This window comes from Microbulbifer variabilis (assembly GCF_056232115.1).
On sequence record NZ_CP174325.1, the window covers coordinates 934,624 to 959,611 of the forward strand.

Below are 24,988 nucleotides of genomic sequence, written 5' to 3' on the forward strand. Positions count from 1 at the left end.
TCCGGCGAATAGGTCTTCACAGATTGGGGAGTCGGCTTTTTAGCAATCGACAGGAAGACCAATCACCATGAAGAAAATCGTGATTGTTGGCGGAGGCGCCAGCGGCCTCCATCTGGCCACACGACTCGGACACTACTTCAACTTTACCCGGGGGCTGCCACGACGGCGTAAAACTCCCGCCGTACAAGTAACTCTGGTCGATAAAAATCGTACCCATATCTGGAAACCCCTGCTCCACCAAGTCGCTGCCGGCGCACTTGACGCCAATATGGACGCGCTCAATTATCAGGTTCATGCCCGCGCTAACGGTTATGAATTCCAACTTGGTGCACTGGAGTCCCTCGACAGGAAAAGACAAGTGCTGACACTTGGCCCTGTCAAGGACGACGACGGTGACGAACTGGTGCCGTCACGGGAGCTGGAGTACGACTACCTGGTGCTGTGCATCGGCAGCCAGAGTAATGACTTCAGTACTCCGGGAGTCCGCGAACACTGTGTGTTCCTCGATAGCAGCGAGCAAGCACAGAAATTCCACCAACAGTTGCTCAATCATTTTTTGCGCTTGGAAACCCATGTCGAGGAAAAACTGCAAATTGCTATCGTCGGCGGCGGTGCTACCGGCGTGGAGCTGTCCGCAGAGCTGGTAGATGCCAGTAAGTTAATGGGAAATTACGGCCGCATTCGCTCCAATGCCATTGAGATAACGGTCATTGAAGCCGGCCCACACCTACTACCAGCACTACCCGCGCGGCTGGGCAATAACGCCGAACGGGAATTGGCAAAGATGGGAGTGCGTGTGCTCACTGGCTGCAACATCGCCAGCGCCAGCGCCACGGACCTGACAACCCGCGACGGAGAGAAAATTCCTGCAACGATCCGCGTCTGGGCTGCCGGGGTAAAAGCCCCCGAGTTTCTCACCCACCTGGATGGCCTCGCCACTAATCGCCTCAACCAAATTGAAGTGACAACCACTCTGCAGACCCAAAGCGATCCAAAAATATTCGCCATGGGAGACTGTGCCAGCTGTATAGATGGAGATGAACAAAGAGTGCCACCCCGCGCCCAGGCTGCACAGCAGATGGCTACTCTGACTGCCGACAATCTGGTCGCCCTGATTGAAGACAAACCGTTGGAACATTTCTACTATCGCGATCGCGGCTCACTGGTCTCCCTGAGTAAGTACACTGCGATAGGTAACCTGATGGGCGCCCTGGTAAAAGGCAGCCTCACCGTAGAGGGGCGCATTGCCGGTTTTGCCTACCGCTCCCTCTACCGGATGCATTTGGCAGCGATTCACGGCTGGCCAAAGGCCATGCTGCTCTATCTGGTCGGCCAGGCCAATCGCGCGGTCAGCCCACGGCTAAAATTGCATTAGATCAAACACTCTGATTTGACTCACCACAGGGATTCGTAAATTATCAAGGCGCAGGGGTGCGCCTTAAGAAATTCAATATAGGCACTTGCCCCCATGCTGGTAGCGTAATTTTTTTGCGATCGACATAGTATCCAGCCGCATACCTATTCTGAGAATAAGAAAAAAACCGATAAATATGCAGTATCAAAGTATTGTGGTCCTGACTGGTGCCGGAGTTTCAGCGGAATCCGGGATTCGCACCTTCCGCGGAGCCGATGGCCTGTGGGAAAACCATCGTATTGAAGACGTTGCTACGCCGGAAGCCTTCGCTCGTAATCCCCGCCTGGTGCAGCGCTTTTACAATGAGCGGCGCCGTCAATTGCTATCGGGTGAAATCAACCCCAATAGCGCCCATCATGCACTTGCAAGACTAGAACAAGAGTTCTCAGGAGAGTTCCTGCTGGTCACACAGAATATTGATGATCTACATGAAAGAGCCGGTAACAGCAATTTGATTCACATGCACGGGGAGCTTCTGAAAGTGCGTTGCAGTACTAGCGGGCAGCTGTTTCCTATCGAGTCAGACCTGGATACAAGCGACCTTTGCCACTGTTGCGCCCTGAGGGGCACCTTGCGGCCCCACGTAGTCTGGTTTGGGGAGATGCCCCTTCAAATGCGTAGCATTTACGATGCCCTGAGTCGGTGCGACCTATTTATCAGCATAGGTACCTCTGGCAACGTTTATCCCGCAGCGGGCTTTGTGGAATGTGCCAACCAGGCAGGTGCCCACAGCGTGGAACTCAATTTGGAGCGCAGCAGTGTTGGCGATGCCTTTGCCGAGCACCGCTATGGGCCCGCCTCTGAGGTCGTGGATTATTTTGTGCGAGATCTATTGGGCTAAATATCCTTACGGTTCTTCCACAGCTGCTTCAGTTTTCGATTTACGCTCAGCTTTAGCACTACTATCGGCACCATAACGCTGTAACAAAGTTGTCACATCTCCGCGATTGCGTATCACGATATAAAGCCGATCGTACTCATCCAATTCCCTGATTGGCCGCCCCTTATCACCGCCCAACAGCTCCACCAGCTTTGGAGTTGTATTACTGTGACCCACAACCAGCACCCGCTTACCGGCCTGATCGAATTGCCGTGCAAATTCCTTCAGTTTACGGGGATTATACGTCTGAATCGGCAAACCCAACTCCGCAGCTAGTGGCTCTGCGGTCTCTTTGGTACGGGCATAGTCAGTACTGTACACCGCATCAATACCCACCTCGCCAAGTACGCGTGCCAGCTGCTTGGCGCGCTGCCGCCCAGCTTCCGTCAGGTGCGGGTTTATTCCACTTTCCAGGCCCCGCTGCTTCTCAGCATGGCGCACCAAATAGATAACCTGGCTATCAGTAATTGCAGTTTCACTCTCAGCCCAAGCCGCCATTCCAAACAGGGCCAGGAGTGCACAAGTAAAGCGAACCGTTAAACGGGACAACACGGATTAATACTCCCTATCAATAACTCAGTAAGACGTTATGCAGGCAATGATAGAGCAAGTAAATCGGAATGCGATAAAACGCAGGAGTATGCGCTCAATATGTAAAGAAAAGTAAATATATAGGGAAGGATATCCGGTGCCAATAAAACGGCACCGGACTAGCGATCAAAAAGAGATTAGATCTTCCACTCTTTTACAGTGTCCAATCCATACTCATCGATCCACTGGCTTAAAGCCTTCGGATTACGCTTTTTCTTTTCCACAGTGGCACCGGTATAAGGGTTGCGGTAGTGGCCGGTTTCCAGCTTGGGCTCCGCAGACTTACTGGCGGGCGCTGCACGACGACCGCGACGGGGAGAATCTCCCTCTTTCTTCAGGTGACGGGCAACACGGGACTTAAGAGTCTGAACAAAGTCCTGAGCATCCTCATCACCCAGCTGGCCAACCAGCCATTCAACAATTTGCTGACCGCGGGCGACGAAGAACTCTTCCTCTTCCATCTGGTATTCCGCAGCCAAATTAACCAGCGCCTTATCGAAAGCGATTACGCCATCTTTTTTACGTTCTGCCTGGGCCATTTGCTCCTGCAGCTCTTCGATTCTCGCCTGGTGTTCGGCGATTTGTTGTTCAAGTTGTTCGTATTCCTGAAACATTCAATAAACCTCAACGACGGTTATTAAAAAATACAGAGGAAACCCTGTGACGGCAATCGACACAGAGTCGAGTCCCGGGTATTCGAAATATAAAAATTTGTAAACAACAGCGTTAACCGATTGAGTGCGGTTAAGAACTGTAATATTCGACACATTACGAACGGGCCGAAACAAAAAAGTAGATACCGCTGCGCAGGTGGACTCCAACGCTAGATATAATCGGCAAATACATTATTTAAAACTAACCGAGTTCAGCCAAAATTGGTGATATGCCCGAATGGCTGGTTATATTTCTCGGCTGAGGTCGCGAATAATAAGCTTTCGCCAATAAATATCAACTGTTTACACACTGTCATTTGAATATAATATGGATCTTCGCCCGTATCGCTACTAAAAAGTAACAAAGGCGGGGATATCTCCCTCAATGAAGGGATATTCAACTGTTCCTGTATTGGCTATATTGTACCTGCAGTCGCCAATTGCAAATTACTATGCTGGTCATTGCAATAGAGTTCATTGCCAAAAACTATTGGATACTTATTGTCAGCTATGTCCAATCCCCACAATATCCATCATATGCCCACACTTGCGGCATTAATGACGCCCTTTCCCTACCACATTGATATCGATGCCACTGTCGAGGACGCTTTGGCTGTGATGGAGGAGCACAAGGTACGCCATTTACCAGTTACTCGAGCGGGTGAACTGGAAACTGTTATCTCCAGGGGAGATATAGAACGCGCTAATGCACCCGGCCATCGCCTGGAAGAGCAGCAGCTATACGTGCATGACCTCTGTGCACGGCGCCCCTTTATCGCCGATATCCACGACCCTCTCGATAAAATCCTGTTGGCCATGGCCGATACCGGGATCGGCTCGGTATTGGTAATGCGCGAGGGAGAACTGGTGGGTATTGTGACAGTGACCGATATATTGCGTTTTTGCAGTAACTACATGGCGGAGTTAGCCCAGCCGGTAGACGATTCCATCGCCTGATTTCGGTAAAAAAGCAATTTCACAAGGGCCAGACCCACAACAGCATGGGGATACTGACTAATACGACCAGTATCTCCAGAGGCAGCCCCATGCGCCAGTAGTCACCGAAATCAAATCCTCCCGGTCCAAGGATTAATGTATTGTTCTGGTGTCCGACCGGAGTCAGAAAAGCACAGGATGCGCCGATGGCCACTGCCATCAGGAAACTGTCCGGGTTTACTGCCAGCTGCTCCGCAGTGCTGAAGGCGATGGAGCACATCACCGCCGCAGTCGCGACATTGTTCATAAAATCCGACAGGGTCATGGTGACAATCAAGATCAGCGCTAATGCCACTACCGCACTGCCCTGGGCCAGATTATCCAGCAATACCTGCGCTAACAGGTCTGCGGCACCAGTGGTTTCTATCACGTCCGCTACTGCAATCAGGGTACCCAGCAATACGATTACCGAGCCATCCAGGGACTCATAAATATTTCGTAACGGTACAACCTTCAATGCCATAAACGCCAATACGCAGGCAGCAAATGAGATCGCAGCGGGAATTAAACCAAAAGCAGCTCCCCCAACCGCCAGTGCCATAGCAATTAGTGCTATGGCTGACTTTTCCTTATTCGGCATACTGATATCCCGCTGTGCCAGGGGGACGCAGCCCTGCTCGCGGGCGAAATGGTTCAAGTTGTCATCTGCCCCCATCATTAACAGGGCATCTCCGGCCAGTATCGGGGTAGAGCGCAACCTACGCACTGAGCGACGTCCCCGCCGGGAGAGAGCTAACAGGTGAATCTGGTAGCGCGCAGACAGATGTAAGAATTGGATAGAGCGCCCAACCAAAAGGGAGTTGGGCATCACCACGAGCTCACGCAGCTGCATTTCCTCACGGTGATTAGAATTTTTTTCCTTCTCTGCCGATTTCTCTTTACGCCCAGCTGTGGCTTGACTCATTTTATCTTTCAATTCTTCTTTATCTTTCTGCACACTCTCCGATTCCCCCACCATCTTGAGACCGAGGCTCGACAAGCTGGCCGCAAGGGATTCGGGTTCAGCCTCAATAACCAGAATGTCTCCGCTGTGCGCTCGGTGCCAAGGGGTAGCTGGCGAAACTCGGGCATCGTTATGAACAATCCCTACAACCTGAGCATCTTCAGCACCAAGCAGTTTTCCAATCTCGCGAAGGCTCTTACCTGCAGCGGCACTCTTTTCGCCTACAACCGCCTCGGTAAGGTAGGTACCTGTGTCAAAACTGGAGGCTCCAGCCTGACTGCGCCCCGGTACTAAGCGCCAACCAATCAGACCGATGAACAGCAGTCCAACGACCGTCACTAGTAGGCCCACCGGAGTAAAATCAAACATACCGTAACTGCCAGCACCTGCACTGGCACGAAAGCCCGATACCACCAGGTTCGGTGGGGTGCCAATCAGGGTAGTCATACCGCCGAGAATAGTGGCGAAGGAGAGCGGCATCAGAATTTTGCCGGGAGCTATATTCTGTTTCTCAGCCATATCGGCAGCCACTGGCATCAGCAACGCCAAGGCACCAATGTTATTCATAAAACTCGACAGAAATGCGCCGAGACCGGTAAGCAATAAAATACCCAAGGTGATATTGCCGCTACGCGGTACCACTCGCTGTGCCAGAGCATCCATTGCCCCGGTGTTTTGCAGGCCTCGGCTGATGATTAACACGCAGGCTACAGTCACCACCGCAGGATGTCCAAATCCGTTAAAGGCATTCTCAGCAGGTATTAAGCCGGTAAACACACAGGCAAGCAGGGATGCCAGTGCCACCATATCGTGTCGCCAAGGGCCCCAAATAAACAGCGCAATGGTTACCGCGAGGATGGCTAAAATAAGCAACTGGTCGAGAGTCATAAATTAGGTATGTCCTGAACACGGCATTCGCGAGAATTTCGTCGCGATGACTTATTCAGGGTATACAAGGAACAGTATCGAGCGAGCAATTGAGTGTCAGAACACTGATAGAATCAGTGCCGCTATTTCCAAAGGCAACTCTGTCAGCTTCACCCTTAAATAGACGTGATAAGTAATCACACATCCCTATGCGATATTAATTATTGATTCATCGATGCGTTAATTCGCCAGGGAAAAAGTGACCGCGCGCTCCTCCAGCGGGTAAAAGATTGTACCCACTTTGATACAGACCCGGCTGGTACTGCAGGAAAACCAACCCGTATACCCTGTTACCTGAAGACTCCTATGACTGCTCGCCATCTGCTGTAGAAGGCGTTGGGCCCAGGGCCTCAGCTCCTTACCATCATAACCAGAGCCACAAGCACAGACATGCAGGTTAACGAAGTTAGCCGGTAAGCCTTCCTTGACCAAAGTGCTCGCCAATTGGGTTGGCGTATAGGTTTTCCACTCACCTCCCTGCCATTGCGCCATACCATTTACGTATACTTTCTTTTGTTTGTTATTACCACTATTGCGTTGGGCCCCAATCATCTTTCCATCGGGTGCACCTGTGCCATGGGTAACTATGTAAAGAGTGTCAGCTGGGGTAAGTTTACTGAGACACTTATCCACCCATCGGTACATAGCCTTGCCAACTCCGGAAGTCACCTTATTGGCGAGGATCTGGTTTGCAGGAATATTCCAGGCACCGGCCAGATCTTTTGCAAATTCCTGCATTTCATCGCTGTTAACTGGAATGTAGATATATTTTTTTGCCATTTCTTACATTTTCCCTGGAGTTGCGCATACTTTTCCAAATTACACACTGAATTTCCACTCAGGCTGAGTGAAAATGCCACTGGCAATCAGGAGAAACATTCATCCCCGGTAATATTCAACGCTGACTCTGAACAGGAGCCAGGAAAATCAATAATAATTTTCCCTCCTGAAATTTACGCACATTAATGAACCACAAAAAAATCAGATAATCAATCCTAAATTCAGGTTAGAGGTTGTACCTACCCCGTAATTGTTTTTCATCCTTTAACTTAGCAGCAATCCAAAAACAATCAGTTGCAATCCCTATTTGAAGACAGGGGAAATTCACTCGCTATATTAGTTTTACACAGCACCAGCTAACGCTTTTATAATTATTTTTTACCATATTTTTTGGACCTCCTTATTTTGTGCACAACCTACCACAAAATTCACCTTTGACGACATATCTTGCTCTACACTTTCACGAGCTGCCAATTCTCCAATATGATGCTTTTTACTGATGACTGCCTGGGCAGGAAAACCTCAAAAGATAAGAATCAAAAATAAAATTAGGGGAACATAAAAAATATGACAAAAATAGAAGAGGCGGACGCTCAGATTAACTTTTGCACATGATGTAAATATCAGGTTACTTCCAACTAACGGCCTACTACATAAGTTACATTTTCAGACAGATAAATATTATTACAGTTTATTGAAAATTTTTTCTAAATTACACTTCACGAATAAAAATTCACGCACAATCAATTTTCCCGTAAAGAGTTTTTCTCTCGGCAGAAATAGATTGATTGACAATAAGGCTTACCTCTCCATATTAGGGAAAAGTACAGTCTCTAATAAGTTGGTTAAAACTACTAAGCATTTATACCCTCAAATAAGCTGGTAACAGCAAAACCTGCTGCCTGTTCCACACTGGCCTGCCCCTGACCGATCAACCACCAAGCTGAGTAAACCTGGGCATCAATTATTGAACTTATCCACTCGATGGACAAATCCTTGCGAATGTCGCCATCTTTTTGCGCCTGTTCTATCAGACTCGTTAAATCATCCATCTGCTGACCATAATACGCCAGCACTTCTAAATCACCCTCTGCGATATTCCACAGAGATAGCAGGAAATGATAACTATCTGCCAGGGGCATCAGAGCCTCGAGCCCCCTGCGCACCTTTTCCCGAGCCGAGAGCTTGCAATCTGTATAGATGGGCCGCAGAACCTGGCTGGTTAACTTAAAACACTCTCTGGCTATCTCCAGGATCAACTCCTCACGGGTTTCAAAGTGCCGGTAGAGGGTTGCCCTTCCCACCCCGGCAACTTCGGCTACTTCTTTCAGGCTGGCTTTTGGGTTCTTCATCAGTAGCTCCTTGCCGGCTTCAATAAGGCGGGCTCGGGAGCGACTGACTCTGGAATCATTGGTATTCATAGCAACCCTTTTTTTGAGACACAGTTGTCTCATTAATGTCTGACGGTTATGATACATAAATGTCTCATAAAAATTTTACACTGTGAGTGGCTCCATGAGTACTGATGATGAAGACTTGTTATCCGAATATCGACGCACGGCCAATTCCCAGCTTCCTAACGCCCACTGTTTGCCCTTCGGGGCATATACGTGCGAGACCATATTTCACAGGGAAATGGAGAGCATCTTTGAAGGGGGTTGGGTGTTTGCTGCTGCCGAAGCAAGCCTCTCTAAACAGGGAGATTACTGTGCCATTAATATTGGACGTATACCTGTAGCTGTGATTCGTGGGGCAGATGGACAGCTGCGGGCTCTGTCCAATACCTGCCGGCACAGAGGCACACCATTGCTGGATACCGGCTTGGGCAATGTTAATAAGCGCATAGTCTGCCCATATCATGCTTGGAGCTACAGCCTGGAAGGTTCTTTACTCGGAGTACCCTTCACTGGAAAACAGGAGGTGAACAAAGCCAGGCACTGTCTACCTATCTACCCGGTAGAAACCTGGAATGGCCTGGTATTTGTAGATGTCAGTGGTCAGGCACCCCCCCTCTCAAAACAGCTTTCCAGCGTATCGAATTACCTGCCAATCCAACAGCTTGACGTTTTTGATGCATTCGAGCCTGGCAAAACCGAGTATTGGTCTGCCAACTGGAAAGTGGTGATGGAAAATGCCATGGAGAGTTACCACCTGTTCAAAGTACATCGGAAAACCTTAGAAACAGTCACACCAACCCAAGATGCCTACTACACCGCGGGCTGCAGCAGATGGGCCCTGACTGGAGGCACAATCAAGTCCTTTCTTGGCTTTGGCAAGCCAGAACATTACCAACTACTGATGCTGCCTCCTAACTTTGTTGCCATTATCGATCCTGTCTCTTTTAGCTGGATGTCCGTTATTCCACGCCATGCGGGTGAAACAGAGGTCCAATCCGGTTCACTGATTTACAACGACCATGGCAGCAATCGCTCTACCCGTAAATTTACGGACAGATTCTTTGCCGAAGACCAATGGATTTGTGAACGAGTTCAACGAGGTATGAACTCATGCTCTGGAAAAGGCGGCACACTAGTTGAGGCAGAGCGCATTGTTGTGGATTTTCACCACTTTCTTGCTTCGCGCCTATTTGGCTGTCCCAGTATCCCTATTTATCGAACATCTACGAGCCGGGAGAGTAGAAATTGAAACTTTGTCATGCCTTACTTTTAACAGGTGTTATTGCCGGCTCAGTGACTTTTCTTGCCTGGGCCCAGCCTTTAGCTCCTGAAACAAGAGCACATATAACCAATGCAGCGAGTGAACCAGGAATTGCCACAAAATCTGATGCTAAATCCTTAGCGCAATCAGGTTCAGAGATTCTTCCAAAAAGAATCTATGGCATGACCCGCTTCATTGCTTTGGAAAACGCTGGCAACTTGGTTGAATTACTATTGCAGCGCGAGGATGTATACACTCGGCTTAAACCGGGCCCTCATAAGATATTTATTATCTACCAGAAATTTTCGAAGAACTACCATGAAGCCCGGGTAACGGTAGGGTTACCGAAGGAAAGCTTCTTATTTCTGAGCAACGTCAGTGAGCCCATACCGGATGGTGATGTCACCCACATTGGAGGAAGCACGGATACTTCCCCAGATGGACTTGAAGGGCACTGGCAACTGGTTCACTTTGGCCCAACACTGCAAGCAGTCATTGAGAAATATACTCTGTCAGAAAACGGGATTGTTCGCTCTGTTGATATTTATCAGGTTAATGAGAAACAGTGACATGAACTTTTTAACTGCAATGTTTACCCAGGAACAGATTGAACACTTAGAGGTGTGGGTGAATGATGGCTTCTTTTTACTGGCTATGGTGGTATTTGTATTCGAACTGCTACGTTATGCTCTCAAGCGCAAACTGACCCTAAACATGCTAGGTGATTCGGCTAGCAACTTCATTACCCTGGCTGCTTTTATTGCAATTACCTCATTAATTGCTGCGCTTTTTTATGTGGCCGCATTTTTCTTTGTTTTTGAAAATTTCAGCGTCGTCCAACTACCCATTACCGGCTGGACCATCATGGCCTGCCTGATCCTTGCTGATCTGGCTTACTACTGGGAGCACCGCTTTGCCCACAGAGTCAATTTGGCCTGGGCTTCCCATACAGTGCACCACAGCTCACCCTATTTTAATATTTCTGTAGCCTACCGATTTGGACCACTGGATGGCTTGTTGCCTTTTTTCTTTTACCTGCCATTAGCCATGCTCGGGTTTAATCCACTTCTCATTTTCTTTAGCGAAATGATTGTGCAGGTTTACCAAACATTACTGCATACTGAGGCAGTTAAAAAACTACCTAGACCGATCGAATGGATTTTAAATACCCCATCCCATCACCGGGTGCATCATGCTGCTAATCGTGAGTATCTAGATAAAAATTATGCCGGTATTCTAATTATTTGGGACCGGATTTTTGGAACCTTTGCTGAGGAAAAATCAACTGTGCGGTACGGGGTTTTTCCCAGAATTAACAGCATCAACCCGTTTACCATCTTTTGCCACGGCTACGCCAAGCTATTCCGGCAGCTCTGGCAGGCTAATAGCTGGAAAGCACGCTGGCATCTATTGATAAAATCCCCTGAGTGGATATGGAAACATCACCAGAATCGCAATAGTTTTCAACAAAATTAAATACTGTGCACCAATAAAGGCAGATTTTTCTATCTGTTAACTATAAATTAAATGGTTCTATCTCATAAACTATTTTGACCATTTTTTGATAAGTGATACTCACGAACAAGCCTGAACTAGTTAACAAAGACAAAGCGATAATTGCACCCTATTTATTCTCATAACTTAATCTGGCATCAATGTGGCAGAGTATTTCTCCTAAAATCCCAATAGAGAAACAGAAGTAAAAGAGATCCATTTTATTACGCTCAACAATTTCTCAGGAACAGCCCTGCCACTCGCTATATTTGTTGGATATTCCATATTACATACGGACTATTAGTGCTTTTTTACCATCGACAACATATCTTATCTTCCATATCTCAGTTTTCCTCACTCCGGCGAATGACTTTCAAAGCCAGGATATTCTCTTCAGGCATCTGGTTCACAGAAGCGGCATCAAGTATCTTATCGATATTCCCCATATTAATAGAGAGGCTTCCATTGCGGCAGGGTACATCCAATTACCGAGAAATTTTCCTCCGTGATACTCCACTACTGGATGTGCGCGCACCGGTAGAGTATCAGCGTGGGGCCTTCCCCTCTGCAGAAAATCGTCCATTACTGGATGATCACCAACGCGAACTCATCGGCACCGAATACAAACGGCGAGGACAGCAGGCCGCCATAACCCTTGGATGGAAACTCGCCACTCAAGAGGTGGTACAGGCACGTCTCACCGCCTGGGAGGCTTTTCTCGATGAGCACCCACAAGGCTATCTCTACTGTTTTCGTGGTGGCCTACGCTCACATACTACTCAGAAACTGCTTCGCGACGCAGGTTTTGATTACCCTCTGGTAGAGGGTGGTTACAAAGCTATGCGCAACTACCTTCTTGGTGAACTGGAAATCCAAAGCCGGCAGTTATCATTTGCTGTTATTGCTGGCCATACCGGCAGTGGAAAAACGGAACTGATCCAGTCGGCCAGTCGAGCTCTGGACCTGGAGGGCATAGCCAAGCATCGTGGTTCCAGCTTTGGTCGCACCGGATACAAGCAACCAACGCAGATCAATTTCGAAAACCAAATCAGTATCGACTTACTCAAGCTGACACAAACCTCTGAAAGGGTTTTTATCGAGGATGAAAGTCACCTCATCGGACGCTGTGCCCTCCCCCCCGCCCTGCAAAGCGCAATGAAAGCTGCACCACGTATACTGGTTGAGGAACCCGTAGAGAATCGTGCCCGCCGTATCGTGCGCGATTATATCAGTGAGGCCTTACCACGTTTTGGCGACACTGAATCCCCTGCTGCGGCACTTGGAGCGGATCTGCGTGACAGCTTGGGGAAAATACGCAAACGCCTAGGCGGGCTGCGCTATCGGCAATTAGACACACAACTGGCCGAAGCCAATGGGGAGCTACAGCGCAGTGGCAACAGCGACGCCTATATTCCATTGGTGATGGCACTGCTGAAGGAGTATTACGATGGGAGTTATAGCTATCTGATGAAGAAGCGTGATAGTGAAGTCCTGTTTCGCGGTACCTACGCTGAAGTGAAAGCCTGGTTGGCAGATTCGGAAACTCTTATCCCCAATTAACTTTCACCCAGCACGATTACCGCAATAATCAGAAGCTACATATCAAGCCTTATGTGCCAACCGATTCAATTTAAAGCGACGCAGCATTATCCAGTCCCGAAGTCCGCGGGGCAGCCAGCGTGCCAACCAGGGCAATAAGCTACTGCGGTTTCCAATGCGTACCAGAGTTCGTGGCCGCTTTCGAAGTAACTCACGCACCAACTTACGTGCAAGCGTGCTGGCCAGAGTGGCATTTTGCTGCGACTCCTGTGCGCGGGAGCGCACGGCCTCCTCCTGGCGCTTATATAAAGAGTCCGGCGGCAGTAACCCGCGCAGTGATACCTCTGCATGACGGCCAAATTCCGAGGCGATAGCCCCCGGCTGCACCGTCATCACGCGAATGCCAAAAGGCTTTAACTCGAGACGCAGTACTTCGGAAAGTGAGTGAAGGGCAGCCTTGGAGGCACAATAAGCACCAGAGAAAGGTGTCGCCAGTACGCCGGATACCGAACCAATATTACAAACAACACCCCCCTTGCCGGCACGCATTAACGGCACACAGGCGCGGATCAGTGCAAGCGGTGCGAATACATTAGTGCGAAACTGATTTTCCAGGGCCCGAGTATCCAACTCCAGCAAAGGCCCCATCTGGCCATAGCCGGCATTGTTGATCAGAATATCGAGGCGGCCATAGGCGGCTTTAAGAGCGTGAACAACGCGGTTTATATCCGCCTGGCTGTTTACATCCATGGCTTCAGTGGCAATGCCCAAATCAGCAAGCTCCTGCAAGCTCTCCGGACGCCGCGCCGTGGCAATAACAATTGTACCGCGACGATGCAACGCCAGGGCCAGCTCACGCCCGATACCGCTGGAACATCCGGTAATCAGTGCGACTCGGTCTGGCGCCACATAGCCCCGTCCGATCTGGGCCAGGCTCTCAGCTGCAAAGCCCTGACTTGAAGTGCGAAAGCTGGATACTGGCGGTCTGTTCACGGGGACTACTCCGTTAACTGTTCCAAAACCTCCGGCTGAACTTGTGGGTGCTCAATCAACCCAAAAATATTGCCGTAGGGATCGAGAAAACTTGACATCAGCACGCCCTCGCCAACATCCACCACATCGCTATGTTGTCGCGCACCCATGGTTCCGAGACGTTCGACCTGTGTGGCCATATTCGCAACCGCCCAATAAGCGACCACGCCATCCGCACGGCTGATCGCACTGCGCGCGTCTGGATTCAAGCCCAGTTCACATTGGCCAATTCGAAACCCCACATAACACTCACTATCAAAATAGGGTTTCTGCTGCAGTAATTGTGTGTACCAGTCTTTGGCTTCAGCAATATCTGTTACACCGTAAATAACCGTGTGCAAGCCGAGAATCTGCCCCATTTGAGACACCCTATTGTGTGATTTTTATCCACTGATGGGGCACTATGGCGCAGCTTACTGCAGTTCCTGCTCCAGCTGCTCCAACAGGTCGAGTGGTTCCAGCTCCACTCCCTCCAGTTCAACATTCCAATTCAACCCTACCAGCAGCACGTCTTCATGCATACCGGTAAGCCAATCGTCCATAAACTCTTCCAGATCGATAGCTACAGCTTCATACTCGGCCCAATCACCTTCACAGTGCATCTCAGCAAATTCACGCTGCGACCAAAACGGCATTACTTCAGTCTGTGCACGTTTTTCTGATTCACACAGCGCAAAACCCTCTTCCCCCTGTAGTGCCCAAACACAGCCCTGCTCAGCAGCCTCAGGCAAAAAGCGCGCACAGTTCTCTTCAAAATCATTCGTTAGGGGTGCACTTTGCATAACATCTTCGCTTAATGGATTTGCCAGCAGTGTACGTTAGTTTTCTCTTCGCACCAATGCAGTAACCTGGCGTAATTTTCCCGGCCTGGCCTTAGCGAGGCTCACCAGCCATTTTTAACTTATGCATAAAACCCAGCTAATTTTTTCTTTATCTCGAATATTTTTGCTTAGACAATTATCGGCTTAGGCATCCCTTTCAAATACCGCCATAGATTCAACGTGATCGGTATCGGGAAACATATCCATGACACACGCCTTTGTCAGGTGGTAACCGAGCTGTGTCAAGGCCCCCGCATCCCGCGCAAGGGTTGCAGGATTACAGGACACATAGACAATTTTCTTTGCATTAAAACTCGCAATACTCCGCACAGCCTGCAAAGCACCACTTCGCGGCGGGTCCAGCAGAATCTTATTAAAGCCGCCCTGGGCCCAAGGCTGATTTATTATTTCCTCATTCAAGTCTGCTGCGTAAAATTGCACATTATCCAAAGTATTCAGCTCGGCATTCTCTACACCGCGACGGGTGAGTGCCCCCACGCCCTCAATGCCAACCACCTCGCCGGCACATCGCGCCAAAGGCAGGGTAAAGTTCCCCAGGCCACAGAAAAGGTCCAATACCCGCTCATCGGGTTGGGGATCCAGCCATTGCAGGGCTCTACTTACCATTTGGCGATTAATTTCGAAATTGACCTGGATAAAGTCCAATGGCTGGAAACGCATGGTGAGATCAAACTCTGGCAGCGCGTAACTGAGGAAGGCCTCCCCCTGCTCCGGCCATAAACGTCGAACTGATGTCGAATCACCAGGTTGTATATACATGTGTATACCAGATACTTTTGCGAAGCTTATCCAGCGCTCTCGGTCATCTTCCGATAACGGCTTTAGGTGGCGCAGTACCAGAGCCGCAACATCATCACCCACAGCCACATCCAACTGAGAAAAATAGGCTTTGCCATCGCAGTCAGCCACAAGCTGTTTTAACGTCGGTATTTGTCTGGCAATTGCCGGGTGCAGTACATGGCATTCATCGATATCCGTCAGATCATTACTGCGTTTTTCACGGAAGCCAAAAATTAACTCTTTCCCCCTACGGGATTTTAACTGGCGAATGCCGATACGTGCCTTGCGCCGATAGCCGTAGGATGCAGCAACCAAGGGCGGTAATATCTCTTTGGGCTCAATACCAGCAAAACGAATAAGTTGGTCCAGCAGGATTTTTTGCTTCTCAATAATCTGCGCACCAATTTCCAGGTGCTGCAGAGAACAACCTCCGCAGAAGTTGATATGAGGACAGCAAGGCGCGCTACGCTGAGGTGATGCCTGCAAGATTTCCACCGCTGAGCCCTCATCGAACCGGGCCCGACGAGCGCTATAACGAAAAAGTACTTTTTCACCAGGCAAAGCGTTATCGATAAATACAGTTTTCCCCGCAACGCGGGCAATGCCACGCATATCATGGCTGAACTTCTCTACGCAGGCTTCGGCCTGCGCCGGCAAATTTTTTGTCACCGGCTTGCGCGAGGTAATAAAACGCGGTTTCTTGCTCATGTTAATTAATTGAAGAATTCGAAAGATCTGATTTGTACTGATATTTTTTACACAGTGAGGCGGTGGCCATTATCACGGAGCCAACGGCGCAATTCTTTGAAACGGGGACAAACACTTTGCACCAACACCCAAAAGTCACGGCTGTGATTGTGATGTTGCAGATGGCAGACCTCATGGGCAATGAGGTAATCCACTACAGGTTCCGGAGCCAGACAAACCAACCAGTTGTACTGTAGCTCTCCACGGATACTGCAGTGCCCCCACTTGCTTTTAGTACGCCGTACCCGCACTGAAGAAAATGTCAGCCCCAGTCGATCCGCCACCAACTGGGACTTTTCCGTTAACAGGACCAGTGCTTCGCGCTGATACAAGCGCTGCAAAGCTCCTTGAAGTTGCTCCTGTTCAGGAAATTGGGTGCGGGTATAAAGAAGGATTGCCGCTTCACCAATTCCTGCAGCTTTAGTACTAGAGGCACGCGCAAGTGGCAATGACCTGCCGAGCCATGGAAATCGCTCACCAAAAGCATATCGGTAACGCGGCACCTGGGATGCCCGCTGACTGGCGGCCAGTAATTGGGCTCGCACCCACTGAATATTGTCCTGCAGAAACTGATGGCCATGGCGAGCTGCACAGCGCTGAGGGATACGTACCTCTACCCCTGACTGCGCCAATATCAATCCCAATCGCTTGCGTCGGGGTGAACGCACCAAGCGATAGGGAATATCCTCAAAAATAAATTCATCCGCCTCACTCATTGGAGGCACCCCAAAAAATTTGGCATCTGCTAGCCACCGTGAGCCACCACCGCCATGGTGATTCGGGAAATACAGCTTAACTTGCCATTGGGTGCATAAATCAATATTTCCCAAACCTGGCTGCTTCGTCCAATATGCACAGGCTTAGCCCGGCCAGTAACTTCACCCTCCGGCACCGGTCGCAGGTGGTTGGCATTAATCTCCTGCCCAACACAGTAGTATTTATTGGGATCCACCAACAGGTTGGCACCAATAGATCCCAGAGTCTCTGCCAGCACCACATTAGCACCACCGTGTAAAATCCCAAAAGGCTGGCGTGTACGGTGGTCCACCGGTAGTTTACCCTCTAAGTAATCTTCACCAATTGCCGTAATTTCCAAACCGAGATAGCCGGGCATGCAGTTAGCACTGCCCTGATTAATCTCTTCCAAGGTCGGAGTACTGTGCCAAATTGCCATGAAAAACTCTCTAGAAATGAAATCGTAAAGGTGATCATCTGAGTTTAACCACTCGGTAGCACACCACCGTTAAACTCACCAATAAAAAAAGGCGGAGGAGAAAAAACCACGGGGATAAAGACCGGGGATAAAATAACGAGGACCGAAAAGCCCATAGCGATGCAGCTCCAAATCCAACATGCGTAACTCCCACTCGAGCCGACTGTGCTGGAAATACAGGGCGCGGCGCTGGCTGTCACTGTCAGTGTGCCGGAGGGCATAATGCAGAGAGTAAAGCTCCCGCTCTAAGTTGTCGCGACGCCACAATAAGTTTTGATACTGTTGTTCGATACGGTATTCAACGAGTCCACGCTGGTAATTTTCGACGAAGAGATCAGCAGTAGGGCCTGTACATACCCCTTCATACTTGTACCCCCGACGCCCTTGCCGATAACCATTATCCGGGGTGCAGAACTGCTCTATACCTTCCTCATGACCGCGCAACCAAGCCTCATTATCCACATAGATTTCGTAACTCAGGCATTCCTGAGCCAACTCCTGCACCAGCAGCGGGGAGCGTCCGCGGGCACCGTCCTGAACGCCACGCTCATACCAGAGCCCAGCGCGGCACTCATCTTCGGAAATTACTGCACAACCACTTAACACAGCAGCAAAAATAAGTAGGTATAAACTCACTTTCGTAGACATAGGGTCGGCCTCCCGTATTAGTTACTGTTCTCCCACAATAAAAACTCAGCCGAAACGTTTATCAGCTACGAAGGGGTTGGTTTTACGCTCCTGGCCAAAAGTCGACATAGGGCCGTGCCCAGGTACAAAGCGTACCTCGTCACCGAGCGGCCACAAGCGCTCCTTGATCGAGCGTATCAGAGTATCGTGATCTCCCTGGGGAAAGTCTGTGCGTCCGATAGAGCCCGAAAACAGCACATCCCCCACCAGGGCAAGGTTACTGGGACGGTGAAAAAACACCACATGGCCCGGCGTGTGGCCGGGACAGTGATAAACTTCGAGCTCTTCCTCACCCACAGTAACGGTATCACCCTGCTCCAACCAACGATCCGGAGTAAAAACTTCCACCGCGGGAAAGCCAAACATCTGGGCCTGCATGGGCAGCTGTTCTATCCAAAAATTATCATCTTGATGAGGGCCCTCAATGGGTAATTGCAGCTGCCCGGCTAGCGCAGCTGTCCCCCCCACATGGTCCAAGTGGCCGTGAGTAAGGAGTATCTTCTCCAACTTGAGGCCGCGCTCCTCTACAGCGGCAAGGATCTTGTCAATATCACCGCCAGGGTCCACTACCGCAGCGCGCTTGCTGTCCTCGCACCAAAGCAATGTGCAGTTCTGCTGAAAGGGAGTAACCGGGACCGAATGAAATTGCAGCGACATAGGTATCCTTAATGGGATCAGTTACAGGGAACAGAGATTATACCGTGAGTACCCGTTGAGATCGCTGAGCAGGTGCCGAACCTCCACGCTGTCCGTTTTGCAGCAGCGCGCGCAAGTCCCCAAGCAGCTGTTGCAGCACCAGGTCACTGGACCAGTAATCTTCCAGAGGCAACACCTGTGGACCTTGGCTACCCATATGGGAATCACTTAGTGGACGCGTCTCATAATCTTTATACACGGCCTGGTTATAAGTAGGACTCAGTGGCTTTAGGGGCCAACCAAATAAATCATCGGGGTGATAGAAGTTCTTCCAACGAAATCGATAGCCGCGGGAGTCCGCGGTGACCGCCTGGATCTGCTCACGCCCCCTGCCAGCACACCAGAGCGGATTACTGGCTCCGAGGGTGTACCAGTAGCTCAGGGTCTTCAGTCGCAGGAAGCGTTCTCGCGCAGAACCCTTACGCACACCTCCGGGACCACCATCACGCCAAATTCCATGGCCAACACTCGAACGCTGGGCATCCCAGAGGTAATTGGAAAAACTGACGCAACCGAAAGAATGACTTAATAGCACCACCGGTGTTCGCTCACCGGCCGCTGCTGCAGCCTTTTGCAACATGCGATAAATCGCCCCTTGGGTTTTCTCATAGGCTCCATCACGCTGCTGGATATCTCCCAATTGGGCTGCGCCCTGGGCCATAGTACAAAGCAAGAATTTGCGCGCGCGCAGATAGTCCATCTCGCTCTTGCACATCCCCTGGAACACCCGATCTGTATTGCCCTGAAGGGATTCCACTGCCGTCAGGGTATCGCAATACAAGCGCGACCAGTCACCGCCGAGAGCATCTTTTAACGCCGAGAATAATGGGCTCGCAAAATCCCTGGGGGCCACCCCGGCTCCCGCAACGGCCAGGACTACAATATCTGCCATATTTGCCTCTTCTTATTATTTTTGTTGAATTGGCATCAGACCCTCTGCACACCCGACAGTGATCCAAATTGAACTCACTGCGTAAAAATATGTTGCGTATTTTGGCAAAAATAATCCGGTCAGGAGGACCGGAAATTGCCGCTATAACAATGCGCTAGAAGGTGATTAATCTGGTCGGTAAGACCAGTTTGCACGCCAGCTTTCGGGGGCAAAGGGACGTGCCCCTGCCGGCGGCTAATCTTAAGGGATCAGTGTGACTAATTTGATCCGCCCAGTAATATACTGCCCAAAGTCAAGTCCGCGCCAGTCTTAATCGAAACAAATCTACCAATTCTACCCCTGCCCCCTGTCGCAGCGCTGTCACATTAGCGCTTTCCTGGTGCATAATAACCTTTGTACAAAAATCAGACGTTTAAAACGATCCCGCCCGCAGCGATGCTATTAACCTCCAAATACAGCCTGCCGGATTGCCCCGAGCACACACTGGCGCGCCCCCGCCTGCTGTCGTTACTTAACGACGGTCACAGCGACCAGTTGCTGTTGGTAACTGCACCGGCGGGCTACGGTAAAACCACACTTGTCACCTCCTGGGCCTCAGGCCAGGATAACCCGGTGGCCTGGTATACCCTGGATGCCAGCGACAACGAACCGAATCAATTCTGCCGCTACCTTGTGGAGAGTGTGCACCGCGCAACCGGCAACGGCGTACCCCAGACCTACCAGTTGCTAACAGCACCCCAGTGTCCGGACCCAACCTCTGTCGTCAGCCATTTGCTGGCTGAATTGCGCGGACTGCCTTGCGAGCTGCGCATAGTGCTGGACGATTATCACCAGATCGATAATCAGGTAGTACACGACACAACCCGTTTTCTTCTGCGCCACGCCCCCGCCGGTGTGGGCGTCGTCCTCACCAGCCGCAGCCAGCCGCCCCTGGGGCTCGCTACCCTGCGTGTACAGGGACGCCTACTCGAGCTGGGCAGCGATGCCCTGGCACTCACTACCGAGGAAATCGCCCAGCTGCTGAAGCAGCGCCTGCCATTTAACCTGGACGCTGATCGCGCCGCCCAACTACAGCATTTAAGTGAGGGCTGGCCCCCGGCTGTGCAACTATTCACGCTCTCTGTACGCGACCGCGAAGAGGTCGACCGTTACCTGGCAGAACTGGAGCAGGGCCATAGCCATATTCTCGACTACCTCGCCGAAGAAGTACTGGAACGGCTTGAACCCCAGCTGCGTGAGATGCTCGCATGTACCTCAATCCTCACCCGCGTCAATGCCCAGCTGGCAGAGCGCCTGAGTGATCGCAGCGATGGCCAGCAAATGCTGGAAAGTGCGGCCAGGCGTGGGCTCTTCCTACAGGCACAGGATTCCAGTCGACGGTGGTTCCGTTTTCACCCAGTGTTTGCGCGTTTCCTGCAGCGTCAACTGAGCGACCGAGATCAGTTGCAGCATTTACACACCATTGCCTGCGACACCTGGCAAGAGCTGGGCCAGCCGGTTGAAGCCCTGCGTCACGCCCTCGCCGGTGGTGACCGCGAACGCCTGCGCCAGCTGCTGAACGAGCAGGGAGAGCGGTTACTGCGCGGGGGCCAGTCCCGCCTGTTGCGCGATTGCCTTGAATGGCTGGGCGCTGAAGAGCTACAACTCAATGCGCGATTTACCCTGCTTTCAGCCAAGATGGCGCGGGAAAACTTTGAGTACGACCAGTGTGAGAAGAACCTCGCCGCCACTGAGAGCTGGCTGCAACGCCAGGATCCGCAGCAATGGCACCAGTATGAGGGTGCCTTTGCCACTATGCGCGCCCAGGTCGCTATCGCCCGCGGCCAAACCCTACAAGCCAAGGAATACGCTGAGGAAGCCCTGGGGCTGTTGCACCGTGAACAGCTGGGGGAGCGAATTTCCGCATTACTGGTGACCGGCGAAACCAGCTTCTGCCTGGGCGCATTGGAACAAGCCCTTGCACATATGCAGGAAGTGGAAGCCCTGGCTATTGCCGAGAAAGATATTCCCAGTGCCGCGTGGGCCATCTGCCAGCAGACCGAGATCGCTTTCGCCCAGGGTCTTTTGAAAAAATCCGCCACCCTGCAGGAAAAGGTGTACAACCTGGTGCAGAAACACCACCTTTCCACCCTACCAATTTCCGAGTTTGTCTGTCGCCTGCGCGGCCAATTGCAGTGGGAGTGTGGAGACCTGGAAGGCGCCGAGCGCTCCGCCCGCCGGGGAATGCAAATCAACCGCAAAGTGGGAGAGCACTGGCTTTTGCCTGAATACACCCTATTGCTGAAAATTGCTCAGGCGCGCGGCGAGAAAGAGGAGTCCCAGGAATGGCTCGACCGTATTGAGCGCCTGCTCTCAGGCGAACGCTATCATCGCGACTGGGTTGCCAATGCCGACGCCACCCGTATCCGCACCTGGCGCGCCCTGGGCAATCAACAGGCTATTACCACCTGGCTGGAACAGACTGAACCGGTAGCCGATAGGCCCAGCAATCACTTTGAGCAATGTCACGGACGCAACCATGTACGCGCATTGATTGAGCTACATCGCTGGTCTGACGCCAATCGCTTGCTGAGCCGCTTGCAGCAGGTCGCCAAGGAGTGCGGCCTGGTGACGGACCGTCTACGCAATCGGGTATTGGAGTCCCACCTGCTTTGGCTGCGCGAGCGGCACGGTGAAGCAGTGGAAGCCATTTCCGTGGCGCTGCAGTTGGCCGCCGGGCGAGACTTCCGCGCCAGCTTCCTGCAGATCGGTAAACCACTGATCGTCATTCTGAAGGCCGCCCTGGAGCAGGGGCTGGAGGAGGCAGAAGCCACCAAGGCGCAGGAATTGATTCGCGTGACCCAGCAACAGCCTGAACTGGATGGTGGCATTCGAATTGAGCTGGATGACACCATCATCCGGGAGATTCTCGCCAGCGATGCGGTACCCGATTTTCTGCGCCATTCGCCACTGACTCCCAGGGAGTGGCAGGTACTCAATGCCATTCACTCGGGGCTATCGAACGAGCGCATTGCGCGTCACTTCAAGGTGGCACCCAGTACTATCAAGACCCATATCCGCAGCCTCTATCAAAAACTGGATGTCAAAGACCGCCAAGAGGCCATCGCCCTGGCCGAGCAAATGCTGCGTTCAGTGCAGGATCGTCCCTGAGACCACTCACAGCACAAGGATGTACTGACGCATTCTCACCGCAGCTCACTATAATTTGACGACACACCCAGGGTGAGTCAGATATTAGTGTGTCCTCCAACTACTCTCCCCCAGCGCACCACAACTCTCAGCCTCTCCCCCCTGGGTGGGGAGGAGGTAGACCACTGCACGCTACCCCATACTCGGCGCATCCTTCCAGAGTGGGCCTGTCCCACCCTTCAAATAATGAAACAAGGCAGTAATCCATGAGCGGCAACAGCACAGAATGGTGGCGCAATAGTGTTATCTACCAGATTTACCCCCGCAGCTTCTGCGATGCCAATGGCGATGGTATCGGCGATCTTCCCGGTATTACGCAAAAACTGGATTATGTGAAATCTCTAGGCGTAGATGCCATCTGGATCTCCCCCTTCTTTAAATCCCCGATGGTGGATTTTGGTTATGACGTGGCGGATTATCGCGATGTAGACCCGATTTTTGGCAAACTCGAGGACTTCGACCAACTGATCGAAGCAGCCCATGAGCGCGGCCTGAAAATTATTATCGACCAGATCCTCAGCCATACCTCAGACCAGCACCCCTGGTTCAAAGAGAGTCGCTCCAGCCATGATAACCCCAAGTCAGACTGGTATGTATGGCAAGATCCCAGGGACGACGGCACCCCGCCAAATAACTGGGTATCCGTATTTGGTGGTGGCTCATGGCGCTGGTGTACCCGCCGCCGCCAATTTTATCTGGCTAACTTTCTCAGGGAACAGCCGGACCTCAATGTGCACAACCCAGAAGTGCAGGAGCAGCTGCTAGCCGACATGAAGTTCTGGCTGGACCGAGGAGTGGATGGTTTCCGCCTGGATGCAGTGAACTTCATTTTCCACCAGCAGGCCCTGGCTGATAATCCAGCGCGCCCACTCAGGATTGACGAAAAAGGGTTGCCGCCGGTGAATCACTACGATTATCAATGGCATCAACACGATAAGTCCCAACCTGAAAACCTCGTCTTTTTACAACGCGTGCGCAAGCTGATGGATCAGTATCCGGGCACGGTTACCGTGGGCGAGGTGGGCGATGACAACACCCACAAGATCATGGCCGAATACACCACAGAAAACCGACTGAACATGGCCTACTCCTTCGATCTGTTGACCGAGGATTGCAGCGCTGAATTCCTGCGGGAAACACTGGAGAAAAACCGCGAGGTAATTGAGAGGGGTTGGCCCTGTTGGTCCATCAGTAACCACGATGTACCCCGCTCGATTAGCCGCTGGAACAAAGGCTTCAGCGATGAATTAACCCATGCGCGCGCCCCGCTATTCCTGCTTATGCAGCTGACCCTGCGCGGCAGTGTTTGTATATACCAGGGGGAAGAACTGGGCCTGCCGGAAGCGGATATCGCTTTTGAGGATTTGGTCGACCCTTATGGCATTAACCTATGGCCTGAATTTAAAGGTCGCGACGGTTGCCGCACGCCTATGCCCTGGTTGCAGGGGGGCGGCGAAAGCGCCGGCTTTTCCGCCAGTAAACCCTGGCTACCTGTTTCAGAAGATCACCAGCGACGCGCCGTCAGCATCCAGGAAGATAGCCAGCACTCCATGCTGAACCAGTTTCGCGCCCTGATTGAATGGCACCACACATTGCCGCCAAGCTTAGCGACAGCACAACAGGCAGTGATCAACACCGATAACGAATTATTGGTATTTATTCGCCGTGCCGCAGGAGAGGAACTCCTTGTTGCCCTGAATCTAGGTAAACACAGCGAGCAATATACCCTGCCTGAAGAGTTTACTGGTGCCCAAGACATTACCCCAAGCCTGTTTAAAAACCAGTGTAACAACAGCACCTTAACCCTGGATCCTGCTGGAGCCTGTGTACTGCATCGGAAAAAACCCGATTCGTAACCCGCTAACCCAGGAGGTTTTTTGACCGGCAGTTACTGCTGCTGATCGCTATTTTCAGGAAAATAACAGCACCTCTCTCAGGTATTTTGTGTTGCTTTTCTGTGTCTCTGCAACGTCAGCTTATCCTTTCGACGTCTGCTTCCTCGCCGGCCCCGTGCCGGCCTTTTTATTCCCCATTG

At 51.2% G+C, this 24,988-nt stretch carries 23 protein-coding genes; 9 read left to right on the forward strand and 14 right to left on the reverse strand.

Features of this window, described 5'->3' with window-relative positions:
* Positions 1 to 67 precede the first annotated feature (67 nt).
* Complete coding sequence (locus tag ACJJI7_RS04010; protein ID WP_444902594.1) at positions 68 to 1,375, forward strand: NAD(P)/FAD-dependent oxidoreductase; 1,308 nt, start codon at positions 68 to 70, stop codon at positions 1,373 to 1,375.
* Positions 1,376 to 1,550: 175 nt separating this feature from the next.
* On the forward strand, positions 1,551 to 2,255 hold the full coding sequence (gene cobB / locus ACJJI7_RS04015; protein ID WP_475717111.1) for a Sir2 family NAD+-dependent deacetylase: 705 nt from the start codon (positions 1,551 to 1,553) through the stop codon (positions 2,253 to 2,255).
* Between the two features lie 6 nt (positions 2,256 to 2,261).
* Here cobB and ACJJI7_RS04020 read toward each other — a convergent pair whose 3' ends face one another.
* The gene (locus tag ACJJI7_RS04020; RefSeq protein ID WP_282952356.1) at positions 2,262 to 2,846 is read right to left on the reverse strand and encodes a SixA phosphatase family protein; all 585 of its coding nucleotides are present in this window, start codon (positions 2,844 to 2,846) and stop codon (positions 2,262 to 2,264) included.
* A gap of 176 nt (positions 2,847 to 3,022) precedes the next feature.
* Positions 3,023 to 3,499: a DNA binding protein gene (locus tag ACJJI7_RS04025; protein ID WP_020414422.1), complete on the reverse strand. Its 477-nt coding sequence runs from the start codon at positions 3,497 to 3,499 to the stop codon at positions 3,023 to 3,025.
* A gap of 549 nt (positions 3,500 to 4,048) precedes the next feature.
* Between ACJJI7_RS04025 and ACJJI7_RS04030 the strand changes: the two genes are divergently transcribed.
* Entirely contained in the window at positions 4,049 to 4,495 is a 447-nt protein-coding gene (locus ACJJI7_RS04030; protein ID WP_245556713.1) for a CBS domain-containing protein, read from the forward strand.
* A 19-nt stretch (positions 4,496 to 4,514) separates the two neighbouring features.
* On the opposite strand, the gene ACJJI7_RS04035 is transcribed toward ACJJI7_RS04030, so the two are convergent.
* From ACJJI7_RS04035 to ACJJI7_RS04045, 3 genes are all read right to left on the reverse strand, one after another.
* On the reverse strand, positions 4,515 to 6,365 hold the full coding sequence (locus ACJJI7_RS04035; RefSeq protein WP_020414420.1) for an SLC13 family permease: 1,851 nt from the start codon (positions 6,363 to 6,365) through the stop codon (positions 4,515 to 4,517).
* Between the two features lie 219 nt (positions 6,366 to 6,584).
* Positions 6,585 to 7,184: a hypothetical protein gene (locus ACJJI7_RS04040; RefSeq protein WP_020414419.1), complete on the reverse strand. Its 600-nt coding sequence runs from the start codon at positions 7,182 to 7,184 to the stop codon at positions 6,585 to 6,587.
* Positions 7,185 to 8,038: 854 nt separating this feature from the next.
* Positions 8,039 to 8,605 carry a TetR/AcrR family transcriptional regulator gene (locus ACJJI7_RS04045; protein ID WP_020414418.1) on the reverse strand — a complete coding sequence of 189 codons (567 nt, stop codon included), beginning with the start codon at positions 8,603 to 8,605 and terminating at the stop codon, positions 8,039 to 8,041.
* A 94-nt stretch (positions 8,606 to 8,699) separates the two neighbouring features.
* Here ACJJI7_RS04045 and ACJJI7_RS04050 point away from each other — a divergent pair, with 94 nt between their 5' ends.
* The 4 genes from ACJJI7_RS04050 (at position 8,700) to mnmH (ending at position 12,896) form a co-directional block, all read left to right on the forward strand.
* Positions 8,700 to 9,830 carry an aromatic ring-hydroxylating oxygenase subunit alpha gene (locus ACJJI7_RS04050; protein ID WP_444902593.1) on the forward strand — a complete coding sequence of 377 codons (1,131 nt, stop codon included), beginning with the start codon at positions 8,700 to 8,702 and terminating at the stop codon, positions 9,828 to 9,830.
* A 44-nt stretch (positions 9,831 to 9,874) separates the two neighbouring features.
* Entirely contained in the window at positions 9,875 to 10,411 is a 537-nt protein-coding gene (locus tag ACJJI7_RS04055; RefSeq protein ID WP_475717112.1) for a hypothetical protein, read from the forward strand.
* A 1-nt stretch (position 10,412) separates the two neighbouring features.
* Positions 10,413 to 11,318, forward strand: coding sequence for a sterol desaturase family protein (locus ACJJI7_RS04060; RefSeq protein WP_444902592.1), 906 nt, complete (start codon positions 10,413 to 10,415; stop codon positions 11,316 to 11,318).
* Positions 11,319 to 11,801: 483 nt separating this feature from the next.
* Positions 11,802 to 12,896, forward strand: a complete 1,095-nt coding sequence (gene mnmH, locus ACJJI7_RS04065; RefSeq protein WP_444902591.1) for a tRNA 2-selenouridine(34) synthase MnmH — start codon at positions 11,802 to 11,804, stop codon at positions 12,894 to 12,896.
* Positions 12,897 to 12,938: 42 nt separating this feature from the next.
* Here mnmH and ACJJI7_RS04070 read toward each other — a convergent pair whose 3' ends face one another.
* The 9 genes from ACJJI7_RS04070 to ACJJI7_RS04110 all read right to left on the reverse strand — a co-directional run bounded on the left by ACJJI7_RS04070 (position 12,939) and on the right by ACJJI7_RS04110 (position 19,764).
* Positions 12,939 to 13,868, reverse strand: coding sequence for an SDR family oxidoreductase (locus ACJJI7_RS04070; protein WP_020414412.1), 930 nt, complete (start codon positions 13,866 to 13,868; stop codon positions 12,939 to 12,941).
* Between the two features lie 5 nt (positions 13,869 to 13,873).
* Positions 13,874 to 14,266, reverse strand: coding sequence for a VOC family protein (locus ACJJI7_RS04075; RefSeq protein WP_020414411.1), 393 nt, complete (start codon positions 14,264 to 14,266; stop codon positions 13,874 to 13,876).
* Between the two features lie 54 nt (positions 14,267 to 14,320).
* Positions 14,321 to 14,689, reverse strand: coding sequence for a DUF2750 domain-containing protein (locus ACJJI7_RS04080; protein WP_020414410.1), 369 nt, complete (start codon positions 14,687 to 14,689; stop codon positions 14,321 to 14,323).
* 183 nt (positions 14,690 to 14,872) lie between these two features.
* Positions 14,873 to 16,237, reverse strand: coding sequence for a 23S rRNA (uracil(1939)-C(5))-methyltransferase RlmD (rlmD, locus tag ACJJI7_RS04085; protein WP_444902590.1), 1,365 nt, complete (start codon positions 16,235 to 16,237; stop codon positions 14,873 to 14,875).
* 47 nt (positions 16,238 to 16,284) lie between these two features.
* On the reverse strand, positions 16,285 to 16,992 hold the full coding sequence (locus tag ACJJI7_RS04090; RefSeq protein ID WP_020414408.1) for a M48 family metallopeptidase: 708 nt from the start codon (positions 16,990 to 16,992) through the stop codon (positions 16,285 to 16,287).
* Positions 16,993 to 17,021: 29 nt separating this feature from the next.
* On the reverse strand, positions 17,022 to 17,450 hold the full coding sequence (locus ACJJI7_RS04095; RefSeq protein ID WP_020414407.1) for a hotdog fold thioesterase: 429 nt from the start codon (positions 17,448 to 17,450) through the stop codon (positions 17,022 to 17,024).
* Positions 17,451 to 17,525: 75 nt separating this feature from the next.
* Complete coding sequence (locus ACJJI7_RS04100; protein WP_020414406.1) at positions 17,526 to 18,137, reverse strand: DUF2799 domain-containing protein; 612 nt, start codon at positions 18,135 to 18,137, stop codon at positions 17,526 to 17,528.
* Between the two features lie 45 nt (positions 18,138 to 18,182).
* Positions 18,183 to 18,833, reverse strand: a complete 651-nt coding sequence (locus ACJJI7_RS04105; protein ID WP_020414405.1) for an MBL fold metallo-hydrolase — start codon at positions 18,831 to 18,833, stop codon at positions 18,183 to 18,185.
* 37 nt (positions 18,834 to 18,870) lie between these two features.
* On the reverse strand, positions 18,871 to 19,764 hold the full coding sequence (locus tag ACJJI7_RS04110; protein ID WP_282952343.1) for a hypothetical protein: 894 nt from the start codon (positions 19,762 to 19,764) through the stop codon (positions 18,871 to 18,873).
* 435 nt (positions 19,765 to 20,199) lie between these two features.
* On the opposite strand from ACJJI7_RS04110, the gene malT reads away from it, so the two are divergent.
* Both malT and ACJJI7_RS04120 read left to right on the forward strand, forming a co-directional pair.
* On the forward strand, positions 20,200 to 22,914 hold the full coding sequence (gene malT, locus ACJJI7_RS04115; RefSeq protein WP_444902589.1) for an HTH-type transcriptional regulator MalT: 2,715 nt from the start codon (positions 20,200 to 20,202) through the stop codon (positions 22,912 to 22,914).
* 245 nt (positions 22,915 to 23,159) lie between these two features.
* On the forward strand, positions 23,160 to 24,809 hold the full coding sequence (locus ACJJI7_RS04120; RefSeq protein ID WP_444902588.1) for an alpha-amylase family glycosyl hydrolase: 1,650 nt from the start codon (positions 23,160 to 23,162) through the stop codon (positions 24,807 to 24,809).
* Positions 24,810 to 24,988: the final 179 nt, after the last annotated feature.

Bases quoted from the DNA above. Each gene is read 5' to 3' on its own strand.
- ACJJI7_RS04120 (WP_444902588.1), top strand. From the start codon at position 23,160: ATGAGCGGCAACAGCACAGAATGGTGGCGCAATAGTGTTATCTACCAG.
- cobB (WP_475717111.1), top strand. From the start codon at position 1,551: ATGCAGTATCAAAGTATTGTGGTCCTGACTGGTGCCGGAGTTTCAGCG.
- ACJJI7_RS04010 (WP_444902594.1), top strand. From the start codon at position 68: ATGAAGAAAATCGTGATTGTTGGCGGAGGCGCCAGCGGCCTCCATCTG.
- ACJJI7_RS04050 (WP_444902593.1), top strand. From the start codon at position 8,700: ATGAGTACTGATGATGAAGACTTGTTATCCGAATATCGACGCACGGCC.
- ACJJI7_RS04075 (WP_020414411.1), bottom strand. From the start codon at position 14,266: ATGGGGCAGATTCTCGGCTTGCACACGGTTATTTACGGTGTAACAGAT.
- rlmD (WP_444902590.1), bottom strand. From the start codon at position 16,237: ATGAGCAAGAAACCGCGTTTTATTACCTCGCGCAAGCCGGTGACAAAA.
- ACJJI7_RS04095 (WP_020414407.1), bottom strand. From the start codon at position 17,450: ATGGCAATTTGGCACAGTACTCCGACCTTGGAAGAGATTAATCAGGGC.
- ACJJI7_RS04060 (WP_444902592.1), top strand. From the start codon at position 10,413: ATGAACTTTTTAACTGCAATGTTTACCCAGGAACAGATTGAACACTTA.
- ACJJI7_RS04080 (WP_020414410.1), bottom strand. From the start codon at position 14,689: ATGCAAAGTGCACCCCTAACGAATGATTTTGAAGAGAACTGTGCGCGC.
- ACJJI7_RS04110 (WP_282952343.1), bottom strand. From the start codon at position 19,764: ATGGCAGATATTGTAGTCCTGGCCGTTGCGGGAGCCGGGGTGGCCCCC.
- ACJJI7_RS04025 (WP_020414422.1), bottom strand. From the start codon at position 3,499: ATGTTTCAGGAATACGAACAACTTGAACAACAAATCGCCGAACACCAG.
- ACJJI7_RS04035 (WP_020414420.1), bottom strand. From the start codon at position 6,365: ATGACTCTCGACCAGTTGCTTATTTTAGCCATCCTCGCGGTAACCATT.
- ACJJI7_RS04105 (WP_020414405.1), bottom strand. From the start codon at position 18,833: ATGTCGCTGCAATTTCATTCGGTCCCGGTTACTCCCTTTCAGCAGAAC.
- ACJJI7_RS04100 (WP_020414406.1), bottom strand. From the start codon at position 18,137: ATGTCTACGAAAGTGAGTTTATACCTACTTATTTTTGCTGCTGTGTTA.
- ACJJI7_RS04090 (WP_020414408.1), bottom strand. From the start codon at position 16,992: ATGAGTGAGGCGGATGAATTTATTTTTGAGGATATTCCCTATCGCTTG.
- ACJJI7_RS04040 (WP_020414419.1), bottom strand. From the start codon at position 7,184: ATGGCAAAAAAATATATCTACATTCCAGTTAACAGCGATGAAATGCAG.
- ACJJI7_RS04030 (WP_245556713.1), top strand. From the start codon at position 4,049: ATGTCCAATCCCCACAATATCCATCATATGCCCACACTTGCGGCATTA.
- malT (WP_444902589.1), top strand. From the start codon at position 20,200: ATGCTATTAACCTCCAAATACAGCCTGCCGGATTGCCCCGAGCACACA.
- ACJJI7_RS04045 (WP_020414418.1), bottom strand. From the start codon at position 8,605: ATGAATACCAATGATTCCAGAGTCAGTCGCTCCCGAGCCCGCCTTATT.